The sequence below is a fragment of the Micromonospora lacuserhaii genome (assembly GCF_036902735.1).
Lineage (GTDB): Bacteria > Actinomycetota > Actinomycetes > Mycobacteriales > Micromonosporaceae > Micromonospora.
The window spans coordinates 104586-123586 of record NZ_JBAKHO010000013.1 but is presented as its reverse complement, the minus strand read 5'-3'; the positions used below and the strand labels follow the sequence as shown (position 1 = coordinate 123586).

Annotated in this window: 13 protein-coding genes and 2 pseudogenes; 11 read left to right on the top strand and 4 right to left on the bottom strand. The window is 69.4% G+C overall.

The window, feature by feature from the left end:
• The 6 genes and pseudogenes from V6U81_RS12185 to V6U81_RS12160 all read left to right on the top strand — a co-directional run.
• Positions 1-550, top strand: a pseudogene (locus tag V6U81_RS12185) (hypothetical protein); the annotation flags it as partial.
• A gap of 9 nt (positions 551-559) precedes the next feature.
• Entirely contained in the window at positions 560-1828 is a 1269-nt protein-coding gene (locus V6U81_RS12180; protein WP_334488140.1) for an RNA polymerase sigma factor, read from the top strand.
• 67 nt (positions 1829-1895) lie between these two features.
• The gene (locus V6U81_RS12175; protein WP_334488138.1) at positions 1896-2540 is read left to right on the top strand and encodes a DUF998 domain-containing protein; all 645 of its coding nucleotides are present in this window, start codon (positions 1896-1898) and stop codon (positions 2538-2540) included.
• A 1-nt stretch (position 2541) separates the two neighbouring features.
• Positions 2542-2898 carry a YciI family protein gene (locus V6U81_RS12170; protein ID WP_334488135.1) on the top strand — a complete coding sequence of 119 codons (357 nt, stop codon included), beginning with the start codon at positions 2542-2544 and terminating at the stop codon, positions 2896-2898.
• A gap of 96 nt (positions 2899-2994) precedes the next feature.
• Positions 2995-3816: a PPOX class F420-dependent oxidoreductase gene (locus tag V6U81_RS12165; protein WP_334488132.1), complete on the top strand. Its 822-nt coding sequence runs from the start codon at positions 2995-2997 to the stop codon at positions 3814-3816.
• A gap of 6 nt (positions 3817-3822) precedes the next feature.
• Entirely contained in the window at positions 3823-4713 is an 891-nt protein-coding gene (locus tag V6U81_RS12160) for a hypothetical protein (RefSeq protein WP_334488129.1), read from the top strand.
• Positions 4714-4793: 80 nt separating this feature from the next.
• Here V6U81_RS12160 and V6U81_RS12155 read toward each other — a convergent pair whose 3' ends face one another.
• Positions 4794-5147, bottom strand: coding sequence for a nitroreductase/quinone reductase family protein (locus V6U81_RS12155; protein WP_334488127.1), 354 nt, complete (start codon positions 5145-5147; stop codon positions 4794-4796).
• 335 nt (positions 5148-5482) lie between these two features.
• On the opposite strand from V6U81_RS12155, the gene V6U81_RS12150 reads away from it, so the two are divergent.
• The 3 genes from V6U81_RS12150 (at position 5483) to V6U81_RS12140 (ending at position 10013) form a co-directional block, all read left to right on the top strand.
• Positions 5483-6250, top strand: a complete 768-nt coding sequence (locus V6U81_RS12150; protein WP_334488125.1) for a sterol desaturase family protein — start codon at positions 5483-5485, stop codon at positions 6248-6250.
• A 191-nt stretch (positions 6251-6441) separates the two neighbouring features.
• Positions 6442-7707 carry a hypothetical protein gene (locus tag V6U81_RS12145; RefSeq protein WP_334488122.1) on the top strand — a complete coding sequence of 422 codons (1266 nt, stop codon included), beginning with the start codon at positions 6442-6444 and terminating at the stop codon, positions 7705-7707.
• Positions 7708-7859: 152 nt separating this feature from the next.
• Positions 7860-10013, top strand: a complete 2154-nt coding sequence (locus V6U81_RS12140) for an MMPL family transporter (protein WP_334488119.1) — start codon at positions 7860-7862, stop codon at positions 10011-10013.
• A 61-nt stretch (positions 10014-10074) separates the two neighbouring features.
• Here the strand turns inward: V6U81_RS12140 and V6U81_RS12135 are convergent, their stop codons facing one another.
• The 3 genes from V6U81_RS12135 to V6U81_RS12125 form a co-directional block, all read right to left on the bottom strand.
• Positions 10075-11304 (bottom strand): alpha/beta fold hydrolase, encoded by a 1230-nt coding sequence (locus tag V6U81_RS12135; protein WP_334488116.1) that lies wholly within the window; start codon positions 11302-11304, stop codon positions 10075-10077.
• A gap of 155 nt (positions 11305-11459) precedes the next feature.
• Positions 11460-12356 carry a phosphorothioated DNA-binding restriction endonuclease gene (locus tag V6U81_RS12130; protein WP_334488114.1) on the bottom strand — a complete coding sequence of 299 codons (897 nt, stop codon included), beginning with the start codon at positions 12354-12356 and terminating at the stop codon, positions 11460-11462.
• Entirely contained in the window at positions 12353-15427 is a 3075-nt protein-coding gene (locus tag V6U81_RS12125) for a DEAD/DEAH box helicase (RefSeq protein WP_334488112.1), read from the bottom strand. Before V6U81_RS12125 ends, V6U81_RS12130 begins: the two co-directional genes overlap by 4 nt.
• A gap of 348 nt (positions 15428-15775) precedes the next feature.
• Here V6U81_RS12125 and V6U81_RS12120 point away from each other — a divergent pair.
• Together V6U81_RS12120 and V6U81_RS12115 are read left to right on the top strand one after the other, a co-directional pair.
• Positions 15776-16018, top strand: a pseudogene (locus tag V6U81_RS12120) (helicase); the annotation flags it as partial.
• Positions 16019-16056: 38 nt separating this feature from the next.
• Positions 16057-18921: a hypothetical protein gene (locus tag V6U81_RS12115; protein ID WP_334488109.1), complete on the top strand. Its 2865-nt coding sequence runs from the start codon at positions 16057-16059 to the stop codon at positions 18919-18921.
• The last annotated feature ends 80 nt before the right edge of the window (positions 18922-19001 follow it).

Genomic DNA, 19001 nt, shown 5'->3' with positions numbered 1-19001 from the left:
TTGGCCTCCGACTTTGCCGCCGCGGGCCGATCGGCACGTGCCGCATCCCGCCGACCGGGCCGCCGGCCGGGGGCCGCGGACCGCCCGGCCGGCCGGCCGCGTCCCGACCCCGACCCCGACCCCAACCCCAACCCCGACCCCGACCCCGACCCCGGGTCCGGTCGAGCCGAGCCGGACGCCCACGCCGCCCGCCACCCCGCCGGCCACGCCGCCCCCCACTCCGCCGGGGTCGCCGGCCCCGACGCCCTCGGATCGGTGCGGGGCGCCGGAGAACCCGTTCGGCTACACCTACTGCGGCGGCTCGCTGATCCTCGAACCGGCGGCCGACGTGTGCGGCTACTTCGACTGCGTGGACGGATTCTGGGCCGGCCAGGGCCCCCTGGTGCGGTGCGGAGACGGAACGGTGGGCACGGTGGGCGGCCGGTACGGCTCCTGCCCGGACCGCCACGGCAGGAAGGAACCGGTCTACGGGCCGGCAATGCACGGTCACCTGGCCGAGGTGGCGCCCGTCGACGTGGTCCTTGTCCCCGCGCCGCGCGACCTGCTCTGATGACTGGCCATGGGGGAGTCGGAGGCACGGCGCACCGTCGAGGCGGTCTGGCGGATGGAGTCCGGCCGGGTGGTCGCCGGCCTGGCCGCGCTGACCCGCGACGTCGGGCAGGCCGAGGAGTTGGCCCAGGACGCCCTCGTCGCCGCGCTGGAGAGCTGGCCGCGCGACGGCGTGCCGGCCAACCCGGGGGCGTGGCTGATGACCGTCGGCAAACGCCGGGCCATCGACGCGCTGCGCCGCCGGCAGACCGAGGAGCGCAAGGTCGCCGAACTCGGCCGTGACCTCGGCGCCGACGAGTTCACCCCCGACTTCGACGCCGCCGCCGAGGAACGCATCGAGGACGACCTGCTCCGGCTGATCTTCGTCGCCTGCCACCCGGTGCTCTCCCCGATCGCCCGGGCCGCCCTCACCCTGCGGCTGGTCGGCGGGCTCAGCACCGCCGAGATCGCCCGCGCCTTCCTCACCACCGAGGCCACCGTCGGGCAGCGGATCACCCGGGCCAAGCAGACCCTCGCCGCCGCCCGGGTGCCGTTCGAGGTCCCCGGGCCCGCCGAACGCGCTGAACGGATCGACTCCGTCCTGGAGGTCATCTACCTGATCTTCAACGAGGGCTACTCCGCCACCGCCGGCGACGACTGGATGCGCCCCGCCCTCAGCCAGGAGGCGCTGCGCCTGGCCCGCATCCTGCAGGGGCTGATGCCCGACGAGCCCGAGGTGCACGGCCTGGCCGCGCTGCTGGAGATCCAGGCGTCCCGGACCGCCGCCCGCACCGGCCCCGACGGGCAACCCGTCCTCCTCAACGACCAGGACCGCAGCCGCTGGGACCAGCTCCTCATCCGCCGCGGCCTCGCCGCCCTCGACCGGGCCCGGACGCTCGGCGGCACCCCCGGCCCGTACACCCTCCAGGCCGAGATCGCGGCCTGCCACGCGCGGGCGCGTACCCCCGACGAGACCGACTGGGCGCGGATCGCCGCGCTCTACGCGGACCTGGCCCGGGTCGTGCCCTCGCCCGTGGTGGAACTCAACCGGGCCGTCGCCGTCTCCTTCGCCGCCGGCCCCGCCGCCGGCCTGGAACTGGCCCGCGCCCTGGCCGACGAGCCGGCGCTGGCCAATTACCACCTGCTGCCCAGCGTGCTCGGCGACCTGCTCGCCAAGCTCGGCCGCCACGACGAGGCCCGCGCGGAATTCGAGCGCGCCGCATCCCTCACGGGCAACGCCCGGGAACGGGCGCTGCTGCTGGATCGCGCCGCCGCCAGCGAGCGCCAGAAAAAAACTTGAGAGGTGATGTCGGATCCCGGCCGACCCGATCGACGCGTCAGTGAGAACCGATGACGAGGAGATCGAGATGACCAGTACGACGATGCCACGGGCCCGGGTGACCGGGGCCCTGCCGACGCGGACCCTGCTGGCCGGTGGGATCGCCGCCGGGCCGTTCTTCCTGGTCGTGGCCGCCGCGCAGGTGCTGCTGCGCGACGGGTTCGACCTGAGCCGGCAGCCGCTCAGCCTGCTCGCCCTCGGCGAGTACGGCTGGATCCAGACCGCCAACTTCGTCCTCTCCGGGCTGCTGGCGCTCGCCGGGGCTCTCGGGCTGAGGCGGGCCCGGGCCGGGACGTGGGGGCCGGCACTGGTGGCGGTCTTCGGGGTCGGCCTGATCGTCGCCGGGGCGATGCCCTCCGACCCCAGCATGGGCTGGCCGGCCGGCGCGCCCGAAGGCGCTCCCGACACGCTGAGCTGGCACGCCGTCGGTCACGGCGTCGGAGCCATGCTGGCCTTCGGCTCCCTCACCATCGCCTGCCTGGCCTTCGCCCGCCGGTACCTGCGCAGCGGCCGGCGCGGCTGGGCGGTGTTCTCCCTGGCCAGCGCCCTGGCGACCGTCGTCGTCATGGCCTGGCCCGACCAGGACAGCATCAGCGTCCGGATGGCGCTGGGATCGCTGTTCATCTTCGGCTGGCTCACCGCAGTCTCCCTGCACACCGAGAGGAACCACTGAAATGCGCTACATGATGATGCACAAGCTGGACGAGAAGGTCCCCGGCAACTTCGAGCCGACCCCCGAGTTCATGAAGACCATGGGCGCCTACATGGAGGAGGTCGCCAAGGCCGGCATCCTGCTCGCCGCCGAGGGGCTGTGCAAGAGCAGCGAGGAGTCGGCCCGGATCACCGCCACCAAGGGCAAGACCACCGTCACCGATGGGCCGTTCACCGAGACCAAGGAGCTCATCGCCGGGTTCGGGCTCATCGAGGTGCGGTCGAAGGAGGAGGCGGTGGAGTGGGGCAAGCGGTTCGTCGACGTCTTCACCGCGCACGGGATCGACGTCGAGGTCGACGTGCGGCGGGTCAACGAGTAGCCGGGACCGCTGTCTGCGGCGGGGAGCCGGCCGTCGGGTCGGCTCCCCGTGTCACGTCTGCGTGGTCTGGTCCGTCAGGCGGGCATGAGAAGCATGATGCGGGTCCTGGTCGCGCTGCTCGGCCTGGCGGCGATGGTCATCGGGGTGTGGGCGCTGGTGGCGCCTTCCTCTTTCAGCTCGGCGGTCGACTTTCCGCCCAGCGAGCACTTTGTGCACGACGCGGGGGCGTTCCAGCTCGGCATCGGGGCGACCCTGCTGCTGGCCCTCATCTGGTCCGACGCGCTCGCGGTGGCCCTGGCCGGGTACCTGGTCGGTGGGCTGGCGCACACGGTGTCGCACGCGGTCGACGCGCACGTCGGCGGCAGTGCGGTGCAGACCTGGCTGGTGCTGCTGTTGGCCGTCCTGGCCCTGATCGCGCTGGTGATCCGCCTGCGCGAGCTGGGGTGGGTGGTCGGGTACGTCCCGCCCTCCGCCTCCCCGGACTGGGCGCCCTTCCTGCGGCAGAAGACGGTGGTGCTGACGACGTTCAAGCGGGACGGGACGGCGGTGCCGACACCGGTGAGCATCGCGGTGGTGGGGGAGCGGGCGTACGTGCGCAGCTTCGACAAGGCGTGGAAGACGGTACGGATGCGCAACGATCCGCGGGTCACCGTGGCGCCGTCCACCACGCGCGGCACGCCGACGGGCCCAGCCATCGAAGCTACGGCCCGCCGACTGACCGGAGCGGAGTACGACCGGGCCGCCCGATCACTGGCCCGCAAACGCCCGATGTTGCACCGGGTGCTCGTGCCATTGATGCACCGGCTCGGGCGTCGCAGGACCGGCCGTACCGTCCACTTCGAGCTGACCCCGGTGACACCGACCGGACTTCCCGGAACCCTCGCGGGGTCGGCGGACGTCGAAGGGGTGCGGAGGTGAGCGGGGATGGGTGGACGACGCTGGCTGGTATGGGTCGCGGCGGTGGCCGTGCTCGGTGGCTGCGGCGCGATCGGCAGCGGCCCGGGCGGGGATGACCTGGACAGGTTGCGCCAGCAGGCCCACGACGCTTTGACCCGCTATGACAAGGCGGTCCTCGACGCCGGTGAGGCGCAGAGCTTCGTGCCGGTCGGGGAGCTGACCGGCCAGCTCGGCGACTGGGAAGCGGCGAACGGGGACAACAACAAGCAGGCGTTGCTGGCCGGCCGAGTCGTCCCCGCCACGGCTCTGCCCACCGTCGGGCAGTCCACCGGGAAGGTGGTCTGGGAGAACGGCAGGACGCAGCCGGTTCCGCTGATGTCGGCCGAGGAGACACTCGCCCAGCTGAGAGCGGCGGGCGGGGACTGCGAGTGCGTACCCCTGGAGGTCACCGCCGCGCGCCTGACCGCGGTCCGGATCCCCACCACCCGTGGCCCCGCCACGGCCCCGGCCTGGGAGTACACCCTCAAGGGCACGGCGGTGCGGCTGACCCGGATCGCGGTCGCCCCCTCGGCCGCCATCGTGGTGACGCCACCGCCGTGGGGTCCCGAGCAGCCGCGCGGCGGGCTGGCGATCGAGTCGGCGACCGGGAGCACGACCAGCCGGCGGCTGACCGTCGCCTTCACCGGCTCCCCGGGCCCCGCGAGTCAGCCGTGCGGCGCCGACTACAGCGCGGAGGCCGTCGAGTCGGTCAACGCCCTCGTCGTGATCGTCAATGAGCGCCCCCACGGCGACGGCGAGTCGTGCGGGGATGTCGGAGCGCGCCGCACCGCCACCGTCGACCTGGCGCAACCGCTCGGGGAACGGGCGGTCCTCGAGGTGCAGCAGGGCCTGCCGGTCGCGCTGACGATCACCGACTGACCGTCTCCGTGCAGTTACCTCGCCGGCGCGGACGGCCTCCGGTCCGGCGACGTTGCGACGCCCGAAGGCGCGGCCTCGGGTTACCCGAGCGCGACCTGGACGGCGACGTCGCGCTTCGGGTAGCTCGCCTCCACCTGATCCGCGCCGTACTTGTCGCGGAACATCTCCACGACGTGGTCGACCCGGTCGGGTTCGGTGATCGGGGTGGCGCTCGTGCTCAACGCCGTTCCGTTCGAGGACACCTGGATCATCGGTGTCTGCCGTACGTTCTTGTACCACTGGCTGTCCGAGCCGGTGATCGGGACCAGGAACAGGCTCTCTTCCTCCTGCACGAACCACACAGGGTGCGAAATCTGCCGCCCGGTCTTCCGGCCGGTCACGGTGAGGTCGATCTCGCTGACGCCCTCAAGGGCGTCCCTGATGGCTTTGGTCACGGTGTCCTCCGTCGATCAGTGCCGGAAGTGCTCCCGCTTCCCAGGTTATGAGGCGTGGTGGGCGCGCGCCGCGGGTTCCGAGACACCAGCAGTAGCACCTGTCACGGGCACCTCACGGGGCGCGGGACACCGATCTGGCCGTCGGGGGCAGGCCCCGCGATCGCGTGCCGCAGCCCGGCCAGGGTCGCCTGAGTTCTCGATGGTCACGCTACGGGTGTCCGGACACGCATTACGGGAGACTCAAGGCCCCTCGCCTGTAGTGCGCCCGAGGGGCCGATTCTTACCGACGCGATCCTTCCCTTGCATGCTCAGAGGTCCCGCGCATACTCAGGGACATGGATGCCGTACTTGACTGGGCGTGGCGACTCGATGTCGGCCAGGTGGTCGGGTTCGCCCTGCTCGAGAACATGGTTCTCTTCCTGATCGCCGTCGGCGTCGGCAACGCCATGCTGCGGTTGCCGACGGTCGTACGGCTGTTGCCCGATCCCGGCCGGATCAGCCGCCTGCAGGTCTGGCTCGCAGGCGGGGCGATCCTGATGAACTCGGTGGTCACGGTCGCCGGCTGGGGGCTGTGGAAGGCCGGGATCATCCACCTGAACGCGGACCCGGGCCTCCGGATCCTGGCCGACTTCGTCCTGCTGCTCCTGCTGATGGACCTGCTGATGTACGCCGGCCACGCGGTCGCGCACCGGCCCCGGCTCTTCCCCCTCGCCCACGCGCTGCACCACCGCTTCGTCGACGCCCGGCCCGCCACGCTGTACGCGCTGCACCCGCTGGAGATCCTCGGATTCGGCGGGCTCTGGCTGGCGGCGCTCGCCACACACGCGTTCTCGGTCGGGGCGATCCTCGCCTACACCGCGGTGAACCTCGTCTTCGGGATCTTCGGACACCTGGGCGTGGAGGTGCTCCCGCCGGCGGCCCGGCGCAGCCGGGTGTTCCGCTGGGTCGCCACCCCGACCCTGCACGCGGGGCACCACGTCGAGCCGTCGGTCAACCTCGGCTTCTACACGTCGATCTGGGACCGGATCTTCGGCACGCTCGCCCCCGACTACGACCAGCGCCGCCTGTCAACCGAGCCCGAGCCGTACGCCCTGGTGGCCTGATCCGGGCTCCCGTCACCGCGCCCACCGGTCCCGTCGCGCCTACCGGGCGCTCGCCGGAGTGGCAGGCCGCCTCCATGGGTACGCGAACGGTGACCGATTCGGTCCGATGAGGAGGTGAGGGCGTGTCCTGGCCGGGCCTGAGGGGTTATACCCCACGCCATGCCGAATCATCTTCGCGGGAGGCGGCCTCGGTGACGGAGGTGGACAGGACCGGCTCGGGTTGGCGTGCCCGCTGGGCCACCCGCGAGAACAAGCGGCGGCGGCACGCCCACGAGGACGCCGTCGAGGCCTGGTGCCTGCGGGGAATCAAACTGCTCCGCCTGCGAGCGGCGGCCGAGGAGGTGCCGGCCGAATCGGCGGCTGTTCTGCCGGTGGAGCTGCCCGACCACGAGGTGGTTCTCGCCGTGCAGCCGGACGCCGAACTCGTCGACGTGGAGGACGACCACGCCGACCTTCCCGCCCCCGAGCTCGCCGTCATCCCCGTCCAGCGAACGAAGCGGACACGACGGTTGCCCAAGGGTGTGCGGGTGACCGACGCCGGAACGGTGGTGGTCACCGACCGCCGCGTGATCCTCTTCGGCCGCGAGGGCGATCTGGAGTGGACGTACGCGGAGCTGAGCGGCCTCGCGCACCATCCGGCGGCGCCGATCAGCCTGCTGCACAGCGTGAGCGGTCGGCCCGTCGCCGGCCTCCGGGTGCCCCTGGCCGTCGCGGCCCGCTTCCGGCTGCGGCTGACCATGGCGTACGCCGATTTCATCGGGCAGCGCCGCATCGTCCTCGCCCGGCTCGACGACGCGGTGGCCGCCAACCGGCGGTCGCGGCCGCCGGCTCCGGCGATCGTCACGGCGCAACACGCGCCGGCACGAGCCCGCCTCGCCCACCCCGCGATCCTCGCGGCCGCCGTCGCGCTCATCGCCCTGCCCGCCTACGCCATGACGGCCGACTCCGCTGGGCCGTCCGGTCCGCGCGGCGCGTTCCAGGGCGGCGTACCTGTTACTCCGGGTGCCCTGCCCGGGAGCGGGGCAGCGCCCAGCGCCGCTCCTACGGCGCCCGGCACGGCCGCTTCCCGCACAGCGGATCCCGATGTCACGACCGGCACGCCGACTTCCGGTCCGGCCGACCCGGGCGCGCCCCGGCCCGTCCCGACCCCGGGGCTCATCGACCCGGCGCCGGCTCCCACTGCGTCCTCGGGTACGCCTTCGTCGATACCTGCGGACCGGTGCGGGGCACCGGAAAATCCGTACGGCTACACCTACTGCGGCGGTGTCCTCGTCCGCGAGCCGGCTCCCGACATATGCAGCTGGTTCACGTGTGTGGAGGGATTCCGGGAGGGCAGGGGGCACCTGACGGTGTGTGCGGATGGCCGGGTCGGCATGGTGGGCGGCAAGACCGGCAGGTGTCCGGAGCGCGCCGGCAGGAAAGAGCCGGTGTACGTGTACCAACCAGTTACCGGCTAACACCCCCCCGCGCCCCACGCGTCCGAAAAGGATTGCCCGCGGTAGGTAGGATGCACACGGGGTAGCGAAGGCTGCCCAGCAGAGTGACGGGCGGGCGCCCAGAGGCGCCCCACGCCTCAGGTGTCGGTTGTGCCGAACAAACGGGGGAAACCATGTTCGAGCGGCTGGGCAGATTCGTGGTACGCAGGGCCTGGTGGGTGATCGCCGGCTGGGTGCTCGCGGCAGTCGCCATCATCGTCACCACGCCGTCGTTGAGCGACATCACCTCCGCCGATCAGGGCAGCTTCCTGCCCCGCTCGTACGAGTCCGTGCAGGCCATCGAACTCGCCAAGAAGGCGTTTCCGCAGCAGGCCACGGCGACAGCGACCATCGTGGTCAAGCGCGCCGACGGGCAGTCGCTCACGCCGACCGACGAGGCACGGGTGGGTCAGCTCGCCCAGGCGCTCAAGGCGAAGAACATCTCGCGCACGTCCGGCTACCTGACCGGCCCGCAGGCCGTGGCGCCGGACAAGTCGGTGCAGGTGGTGAACGTCGGGCTCGATGCGGTCACCCCGGACGACCCGGCGCTGCTCGACGCCGTACGCGATCTGCGCGCGGCCATCGGACCGGAGCTGGCGGGCAGTGGGCTGAGCGCGGGCGTGGCCGGTGACGTGGCGAGCTTCGTCGACAACGAGGACACCTTCAACAAGGCCTTTGCCGTGGTCGGCGTCGCGACGATCATCCTGATCATCGGACTGATCCTGATCATCTTCCGCAGCCCCATCGCCGCGCTGCTGCCCGTGCCGGTGATCGGCGTCGTCATGTGGGTCACGAGCGGGCTCGTCGCCGCGGCGGGCAAGGCGTTCGACCTCAACGTGAGCCAGGACCTGCAGACGGTGCTGCTGATCGTGCTGTTCGGCATCGGCACCGACTACATCCTGTTCCTGCTCTTCCGCTACCGCGAGCGGCTGCGTGCCGGGGACGACAAGCGCACCGCGATGATGGTCTCCGTCGAGCGGGTCGGCGAGGTCATCACGTCGGCCGCCGGAGCCGTCATCGTCGCGTTCCTCGTGCTGCTCCTCGCTTCCCTGGGCTTCTTCGGCTCCCTCGGCCCGGCGCTCGCGATCGCCGTCGGCGTCATGCTGGTCACTTCGCTCACGCTCATCCCGGCGGTCGTCTCGTTGCTCGGCCGGTACGTCTTCTGGCCGTCCAAGGCGTGGCAGCGTGCCCCCAAGGCCACCATGGCGCGTCGCCTCGGGACCGTCATCGGTCGCCGGCCGGCGCTCGTCGCGGCGGCATCCGGCGCCCTGCTGGTCGCACTCGCCGCGGGTGTGTTGAGCTACAAGGCCGACTACGACTTCAGCGCCGGCTTCCCCCAGGACACCGAGTCGGCGAAGGCCGCCGCGGACCTGCAGCGCGGGTTCGCCGCCGGTGCGCTCGCCCCGACCGAGGTCTACCTGACCACCGGCAACGGGTCGCCGCTGACCGAGCAACAGGTCAGCACCTTCGCGGCGGCCGCGGCGGGCGCCCCGGGAGTGGGCCGGGCCCAGCCCCCGGAGCGCAGCAGCGACCCGAGCGTGGCCCGGGTCAACCTGTTGCTCGACAAGAACCCGGTCTCCAACGAGGCGATCACGCTCGTCCGCGAGGACCTGCGCGACGCCCTGCACGCGGCGGCCCCGCCCGGCACCCGGGCGGTGGTCGGGGGACCTACCGCGATCTTCGCGGACATCAACGCGGCGAACAACCGCGACCTGTCGGTGATCCTGCCGGTGGCGGCCGGCCTGATCGCGCTCATCCTCGCGCTGCTGCTACGCAGCCTGGTCGCGCCGATCTACCTCGTGATAGCGGTGCTGCTCAACTTCGCCGCCACGCTGGGCGCCACGGTCTATCTCTTCCAAGGGCTGCAGGACAAGCCGGGGATCACGTTCCAGTTGCCGATCATCCTCTACCTCTTCGTGGTGGCGATCGGGACCGACTACAACATCCTGATGATCGCCCGACTGCGTGAGGAGGCGCGGGAGGGCAACGAGCCGCACGAGGCCGCCGCTATCGGGGTGGAGCACGCGGGGCCGACGGTCGCGGCGGCGGGCCTGATCCTTGCCGGGACGTTCGGGGTGCTGATGCTCGCGCCGATCTCGTTCCTGCAGCAGATGGGCTTCGCGGTGGCGATCGGCATCGTGCTGTCGGCGTTCGTCATGTCGATGTTCTTCGTTCCGGCGCTGACCGCGCTGATCGGGCATCGGGCGTGGTGGCCGGGGCATGGGGACGAGCGGCCGGCCAGCGGGCGGCACGTCCCGCCGGAGCCGGCGAGCGTGGCGAGGGTGTAGGGGACGGCGCGGCCACCACCATATTTCGCTATGGCCGCCGCGCCGACATATGTCGTTCCTGCTACACGAGCGACATTGCGAGCAACCGTTCATCTTGGGTCTGAATTATTGTGCTGCTGGGCAGGTCATAACGATCGCCGTCCCAGTCCAGCCCATAGCTTCCGTTGCTCTTGCTGTCGATGCTGTACGGCATTCCGGTGTTCGCGCTCTTGAGCCACTTCTTGGACAGCTTGTGTACGTGCTTGCGCTGGCGCTCCCAGACGATGTGGTGCCCGGTCGCATCCACGCGGAACATCAGCTTGTGCTGGCCGTTTATGTGGTCGTAGAGCTTGGGAACACAGAAGTTCTGCACCGGGTTGTCTCCCGCGATCTTGTCCTTTTCCCCGTACACGATGAGCATGGGCACCTCATCGCCGAGGATCTGGTCGCTCCCGACAGTCTCCGGGTTCCAGCCCCACCAGTAGGGATTCCGGAACCGCAACACACCGGGTCCCCATGAGCGGCCCACGTCGTCGTTGTTCATGACCGCCTGCCATACCACGTCGACTATGTGGTGTGCGTCGTCCCGCTGTTCCGGGCACCGGGGTTCTACGAAGACCTCGTTGTTCCACCCGGTTTCGAAGGCTGGCTTGTCTTGGATCAACATCGGGAACCCCCAGAAGCCGGGTGGGGGGTTGCTGCTGCCGAGTGGGAGGCTTGCCACCGGGCTCGACGGGCCCTTCATCGCAAAGGCCGGTGCGAGCAGGAGAAGACTGGACACCCTGTCCGAGTGCGCCATCGCGTACGGCCCAACCGCGAAGGCGCCCGCTGAGTAACCGACGAGATCGACCTTGCTCGTGCCCGTTTGTCCCATCGCCCAGTTGACGACCTTGTCAAGTTCGTCCCAGTCGCTCTGCGAGTTGCTCAACTGGTACGCATACGTCGGCGGGCACGTCTGCGGGAGCACGATTAGCTGCTGAGCCGGGTTGATGTTGCACTTGTCATTCATCACTGACGGGCGAGTCGAACGGCCTATACCCTGCAGGTCCATGACGAACACGTCGTAGCCATCTTTCGCCAGCTCCCTCGACCAGCTGTAGTCCTCGTAGTAGCCGGGCTGGCCTTCACCTAGGTCGAACGCCACGAGCCCCGGAATGCTCCTGCCATGCACCATGACGACCGGCCTACGTCTCTCGCCATGCGGGTGTTCGGGCTTGTGCCACCGGACGAAGAGCTTGACTGGCTGGTCCGTGTTCGCCGGGATGGTCGAACGATGGTCAATCCAGTAGTCCTGGGTCGTGAACCTGGGCATGGGTGGTTGCACTCCGATCAATTGGCTCCAGCCGAGACGGACGTCCCGGCCAGGCCAGGATCACCCGGAGGTCCCCAACGCACGTCCTGACCAGGACAGAGTCACCCAACCGAGCCGCTGGGTGCTCGCGGTGCCGGTACTTGAACGGCTGAGACTCATGCGGCCAGCGGAGCGCCTTTGAACACCTCGCGTTGGTGCCAGGTGACATGGGCGACGGCGGGAACCGGTGCCCCCGGCCGCGGTCGCAGCGGCCGACCGTGCAGGTCATACACCATGCGGCCGGTGGCGGTGCGGGCGGTGAAGGCCGTCGAGACGGTGACGAGTAGGTCGTCGTCGAGCCCCAGCGCGCCGCGGTCGAAGAGCTTGTGGTGCAGTACGCAGAGCGCGAGTCCGTTGTCGGGGCTGTCCGGGCCCTCGAAGGTCCACCAGCGCACGTGCGCCGCCTCCACGCCGACGGTGGCGTGGCCGAGCTGACCGTCGAACCCGCAGAAAGCGCACTGCCGGTCCCATGCCAGCAGCACGGCAGCCCGCCAGGCGGCATCCCGGCGCCGAGCGGGGATCGCTGTGACGCCGGACGCCTGGAGGACGTTGTCTGGGTCCAGGCCCGCTGCGGTCAGGACGTCGGGTGCGATGGTGGGCGGGAAATGTTGTTCCACCAAGGCGCGGGCGACCCGCCGCACCAGCTCGGGGTCCCGGCATAGGGCTGATTCGGTGGCGGTGTCGAGGCGGCCCACGACGTTGTGGGTTGCCAACGGCCCCACCAGATCCATTGGTACGTCCCGGTTCAACGTCCACACGCCGTCGCTGCGGAGCCGGGTGAACGGGTATGCCGCACTCTGCGCCCGTCCGGTCTTGGACGCTGGGCCGAACTCGACGATCAGTTCGCTCAGCCGCTCCTGTGCCTGTGACCACGGCAGCTCACTGGACCCACCTCGGCCGAGCTGTCCGAGCGCCAGCAGCACCAGCAGCGGCTTGTGCGGTGCGCGGCGGCCGTTTTGCTGGTGCAGCCGCAACGAGGTCAGGCGCTCCAGCACCTCCTGCCCGGCGCTCATGCGGCGATGGCCCGGGCGGCGGCATACATGTCGGCGGGGAGCGGGTGCTGCAGCCGCCAGAGGATCCGCATCGGCCGGTCGCCGCTGTGCTCCTGGTACGTCATCGGCCCCGCGTACAGGTACGGCGGCGCACCGAGGTCGCGGTCGGGGACCTTGGTCTCCCGGACGAACAGGTGCACCGTCGATCCCACCTTTTCGTGGTTGATGTAGCGCTGCCCGGTCGCCGAGACCGACGAGGTCGTGCTCTGCGACTCCCATTGGAAGAGGCTGTCGTTGATGGCCCGGTCGGCGTACATCGTGGTGGGGGAGTAGTGCTCCTCGGACTTGACCAGAGTGACGAAGAAGAGGTCGGCCTGCTCGTCCGGCAGCCACTTCACGCCTTCGCGCAGGGATCCCGGGTTCGCCATCCCGAAGGCCGCGCACGCCTCGTTGCGGCTGTAGCGCGCGTGCACCCGCAGCGGCACCCGCGCCGACTCCGGCTCCACCGTGACCCGGTGGATGCGGTCTCGCAGCACCTCGGCGACCTGGCGCAGCTCCGTGCACCGCGCTGGCTCCGCCCAGAGCCGCTTCAGCCGGGCGTCGCGCTCGGTCAGCGACACCGACGGCCCCCAGAGGCTGAAGTGCAGCATGTCCAGCAGCCGGCCGCCGCCGGGGTGTTCGCCGCCTGCGACCCGGGCCAGCAGGTCCAGCCGGTCGACGTCGTCGATGTGCAGCATCCGCCCGATGGCCCGGCCGATCTCGCGGTCGTCCGGCCCGGCGGTCGAGGTCTCGATGCCGGCGAGACGCCGCAGCCCGGCCCACCCGCCGATGCTCGCCGACCGGTAGACGTCCTCGATCTCCAGGCCGGTCTCCCGCAGGAACTTGGCCAGGGTCACGTCACCGAGCTGCCGCAGCTCCGCCACCAGGCCGTTCTTCGAGGTTGGCAGCGCCGACTTCAGGTTGGCGAGCACGACCTCCTTCGCCACCCGGTCCAGCTCGATGTGGCAGCCACTCGGCAGCGAAGGGAAGTCGTCTCGCACGGCCGCCTCGACGGCCCGCCGGCTGACCCCGGTCAGCGCCCGCCACCGCAGGTCGAACCGGAAGTTGGCGTGCTGCCCGCCGATGAAGTCGAGCACGGTCAGGCAGGGCTTGTCGTCGTCCAGGCGCAGGCCGCGGCCGAGCTGCTGCAGGAAGATCGTGGCGCTCTCGGTCGGCCGGAGCATGAGGATCGTGTCGACCATCGGCAGGTCGACGCCCTCGTTGAACAGGTCGACGGTGAAGAGCACCCGCAGCTCACGGTTGCGGAACGCGGTCAGCAGCGCCTGCCGCCGGGCGGCGTCGACCCGCGAGGTCACCGCCGCCGACGGTACGTCGTGCTTGATGAACCAGTCCGCCATGAACTCGGCGTGCCCGATGCTCACGCAGAACCCGAGCGCCCGCATCCGCCCGACGTCGGCGGTGTCGCGTACCGCCCGCAGGATCATCCGGGCCCGGGCGTGGTTGCCGGTGTAGACGCCGTCCAGCTCGGCCGGGTCGTACCCCTGCCCGCGCTTCCAGCGCAGCTGCGACAGGTCGACGTCGTCGTGCAGGCCGAAGTACTGGAACGGTGCCAGTAGTTGCCGTTCGAGGGCCTCCCACAGGTGCAGCTCCACGGCGGCGTGGCCGTCGAACCAGCGGCGCACGTCGCCGCCGTCCGTCCGGTCGGGGGTCGCGGTCAGCCCCAGCAGTACGCGCGGCCGCAGCCGCTCCAGCAGTCGGGCGTACGTCGGCGCTTCGGCGTGGTGGAACTCGTCGATGATCACCATGTCGTACGCCTCGGGGTCGATCTCCTGCCGGTGCAGCGACTGGATCGAGGCGAAGACGTACTTCCAGTCCTTCGGCTTGTCGCCGCCGAAGAGGGTCTCGCCGAAGCTGCCGTCCCCCATCACCTGCCGGAACACCGACCGGCTCTGGCGCAGGATCTGCTCCTGGTGGGCGACGAAGAGCAGCGAGTCGACGTGGCCGGCCTTGCGGAGCCGGCGGTAGTCCAGCGCGGCCACGACGGTCTTGCCGGTGCCGGTCGCCATCACCACCAGGTTCCGCCAGCGCCCGTGCACCAGCCGCTCCGCGTCCAGGTCGTCGAGGATCTCCTGCTGGTAGGGGAACGGGCGGACGTCCAGGTTCGCGATCTCGGTTGGTGCCTCGTCAGGGCGCTCGCCGCGCAGCGCGATGCGCAGCCGGTCGGCGTCCTTCGCCGGGTCGTATGCCTCGAAGGCCGAGTCGTTCCAGTAGTCGGTGAACGTCGCCTCGAAGGTGTCGATGACGTGCGGCTGCTCCAGGTTGGAGACGCGGACGTTCCACTCCACGCCGTCGACCAGCGCAGCCTTCGACAGGTTCGACGACCCGACGTACGCGGTGGTGGTGCCGTTGTTGCGGCGGAACAGCCACGCCTTGGCGTGCAGCCGGGTGGTCCTGGTTTCGTACGAGACCTTGATGTCGGCGCCCAGCTCGGCGAGCCGATCCAGGGCCCGCTGATCGGTCGCCCCCATGTACGTCGTGGTGATGACCCGCAGCCGACCGCCGCGGGCGATCAGCTCGCGGATGGCCGGCTCGACGATGCGCAGACCGTGCCACTTGATGAACGCACAGAGCAGGTCGACCTCGTCGGCGGAGGCCATCTCGTGGGTGACCTCGTGGCCGATGCGCGGCTGGTGGCGACCGTTGACCAGCAGCGCGCCGGTGGAGAGCAGGGTGGCGGGGCGCACCGGAAAGGTGGGCGCGGCGGGCGGCGCCGGTGGGGCGGCGATGGCGTGTAGCAGGCGCTGGGCATCGGCGACCTGGTCGTCGGCGTCGACGGCACGCGGCTGGGCCTGGGCGATGCTCTCGGCGATGCGGTTGGCCAGCTCGACCTGGCGGGCGAGTTTGTCGTCGCCAGCGCCGACGGCGAGCAGGGCGCGGCGGGCGAGGGTCGCGAGGTGCCGAGCGAGTACGTCGTGAGCGTCGCCCGAGTCGAGCTTGTCGTGCTGAACCAGGGCGGGGTCAACGTGCTGGAGCCGCTCGGCGAGCTGTTGCGTGATCAGGTGCTCGTAGATGCCCCAGTCAAGATCCGTCACCAAGGCAAGGTAGCCGGCCAAGGGGCCGAGGCGCTGTCCCGCGGAGCCCAATAGTCCTGCTGTCGGGTCCACGACAGATGTCCTCTACATGGGTGCAGTGGTTGCCGAGTCCGTCATTCGCTGCCGGCGAGTACGGGTGGGGCTCGGTTTCTCCATGACCTACGCCCTGACCTGGGGAAAGTCGCAGCGTTGGCAAGTGGTTGCCGTCGTGCAATATCAACTCCGTAGGTTATTGACAGCGCAAAGAGGCCATGTGGAGCCGGCTGAACGGGTGAACACTCGGGGGTCCCGCTGGTAGGAGCCCTGCCGGTAATGTCCCCGGCACACCTTGTGGGGAGGTGAGGGGCGATGCTTGCTGGGCTGGAGGTACCGCCCGCGGTCGAAGCGGAACGGGTGACCACCGCCGTGCTGGCCGACCTGCGCTCCGGCCACTACCGAGGCGTCGTCGTCGACTCGCCGCCCGGAGCCGGCAAGTCAACCCTGGCGGTGCGCACTGCCATCGAGCTGGCTACCGCCGGCGAGCCGCTGATCATCATGGCGCAGGCCAATGAGCAGGTCGACGACCTCATTGATCGCCTGGCGCAGAAGGCAGCGCATCGGCCGGCTCTGTGGGGGAGGTGGCAGCGAGCGTGGAGGAAGTCAGGCAGGGCGGGACTGTAGATATTCTGGAATATCTGCATAGGAGGCTGGACGACCACTTCCGCCACCTACACGAGACTCGTCAGCAGTTGGACCCCGTGACGCCGGTCTTCGTACTAGAGCACGACCTAGGCGAGACGGAGCTAGACCTGCTGAAGACGACCGTGCGTACGGCGGTCGCGCAGGGATTCGGTGCCCGCGTCCGTCAGTGGTGGCTGCCGTTCGTTGTCTATGCGGCGGAGTCGGGCTACGACTACGTCGGGGATGAATATTGGCTCAGCTTTGAGACCTCGACGCCATCGTGGCGCACGCATGGCGACCGACAGCGCATCAAGACGTGGTTCATGAGGTTCGCTGACGAATACGGCGGAGCGGTGCCGACTGGCGCGTTTGCGCAGAACTTCACCATCATCGCCTGGCCAATCACGCACGCCGTACTGCCTACCTACTTGCAGCGGCAGCTAGCTCACCTCCTCTATGAGTTCAGGACGGGGTTGACGACGCGTCTGCTGGGAAGTCCGGATGCCCTCGGCGCCATTCTTGCGTCTCGGACGGGTGGGTATACCGAACGCTTTCGAATCTTTTGCGAGAACGCGACACTTCTTGGTCAGGTCGCCGCGGCCCTGTTGTCTGGTGACGACGAAGAGTCGCCGTACCTCGTGCGCTCGACGCTACATCGCCTCGTCGAAGGCCTGTCTCGCGAACGCCAGTCTCGACTCTGGCTCACGCAGGCAAAGCAGTCCGCCAGCCGTGTGCGCGCAAGCGGCTTCCGCTCGCACAGCACGGGGACCGCATCACTCCAGCGAAAGGAGCGTCTTCCTGCCGCCACCGATCCGAAGCTGCTCCTCCGGTATCAGGAGGGCGGATGGCGGGCCTATGCCCAACTTCCGGATCTTACCTTGCTTCACGGTCGACTGCCGCACGTCTACGACGAACTCAGAAGGTCGCGAGCCCGCATTGCCGGCGTTGATGGCAAGATGCTCGCGACTGGGCGCCTCGTCTACCCCGGTCAGGAAGTGCGACTTACCTCCTGGCCTCGGCGGGAGACGCCGTTCATTCAGCTTGAGCGTGGGTCTGCGCCGGTGAACGGGCTCATCGCTGATCAATGCATGATGAGTGCCGGTCCGTGGTGGCTGTTCCGGCAACGCGACGCTGGTCCTGCCATGGAGGTCAAAGGCAAGTTTGCCCGGCCCGGGCGTTCGTACGTGCTGGTCGGCGACGGCGTGATAGAGCCGCCGGACGTTCCATGGCTCACGGAAACGACCATCCACGTCGATGGAGTGCGAGCGTTTGACTTGTCCGTTCCCCGGGCCATTGGCGAGGCTGACGCTGCCGCACTGGTCGCGACGGGCATCTCGGTCCTGGCGGATGTTGCGGTGCGACCAATCGGCATGGTGGCGAGCGCCTGGGACGGTGAAGGCTCAGTTGAATGGCTCGCCGGAGAACACGCCATGATCGGGCTCCGCGCCGAGCGGGCACCGGAGAAGTGTGTCCTGGCAGTCGACGGTGATCTATATAGCCTAGCGTGGCCAGCTCAGCAGCCCGACCTGTTCGTCTCGCTCGACGGGCTCACAGTCGGTACGCACCAGGTCACCGCTACGCTGCTGGCCACTGGCGACCAGCCGCTCGCTGAGGGCTCGCTGCTTGTCACGATCCGCGACCCACAGGTTCGGCCAGAGGGTGCGACGTCAGGTGAGGGCATCCGACTGCTAGCGTCGCCAGCACGGCCAAGCCTGACCGAGTTGTGGGCGCAAAGTGCGTCCCTGTTCATCGCTGGCCCGCGGAATGCAACTGCTGAGCTCTCGGTGACGCTCCGTGGTGCCGACGGTGAACCGGTGGCGAAGATCCACCGTCGCATCGACCTCCCGATGAATTCTGCCGCTTGGAGCAAGTTCGCACAGCGTGAGTTCAGCAGCGCAGACCTGCAGGGCAGTTACGACGAAGCGGAGTCCTGCGAAATTGCTGTATCCAAGGCAGGGATCGGCTTCGCCTCCCTCGTCTGTGATCGAGGATTCCGGGCACTCCGCTGGGTCCTCGTGAAGCGCCACCGCAGACGTAGTGCGCGGCTTGTCGATCGGACCGATGGCGACGACACACGTATCGAGTTTTTTCCGGTGGAGTCGCCGCTCGTCGGAGTCTCCTACGAGCCGGGTGCAGAGATCCAAGCACCACCGCGGGGTGGCTTGCTTCGGGCAACCGCGGGAAACGTTGAGGCGTCCGTCATCCTTCCTCCCGATCCCAACGAGCTTCGGGCGATGGGGAGCGCTCGCTCGTCCGTTGAGGCCGCCGTATCCAGGACTCGACACGAACTCATGCGCCTGGTCCAAGGTCACCACAACTGGTTGCGTGCCGACCTGCCCGGCGACCCGTTCGCGCGGTACCAGCAGCGCAATGTTCTAAATGCAATTGCTCGCACTCTTGTCTCGGTGATCGCTGGAAATCATTGGGCGCGGCTGGAGCGCAAGCTCGAGCTCGGGGATGTCTTGGATCACCTGGACGAGATGCGGGCGATGGTCGGTGATTCCTTCAGTCAGAAGGCGCTTGCCAAGGACGTCGCCCATCACCTTTGGCGGTGGTCGGGCTCGAGGACCTCCCTACTTTCGGGTTTCGCAGGTGCGATCGCCTCTACGGCTGCGAGCAGTGGCATTGACGATCCGCATCTGGCCGCGAGGTTTCTCCTCTGCTTGGCGAGCAGCCCTGGACGCCTCGCGGAATGGAATCCAACGGAGCGAGACCAACTTCTCGACCGCGTCGTCAACTCGCCTGTCCTGTTGCGGGCGGCTCGCTTCGTTGTCTTGGGCACCGATGCATATCGAGAGGGCACGATCAAATCTTCGACGGGAGGCGTCGCATGAAGGTTTCCCGATTGTCCGCTGAGGATGCTGCCCAACTCACTGTAAAGACCCTCGGCCTCGACGAGGAAGTAGTTGACCTC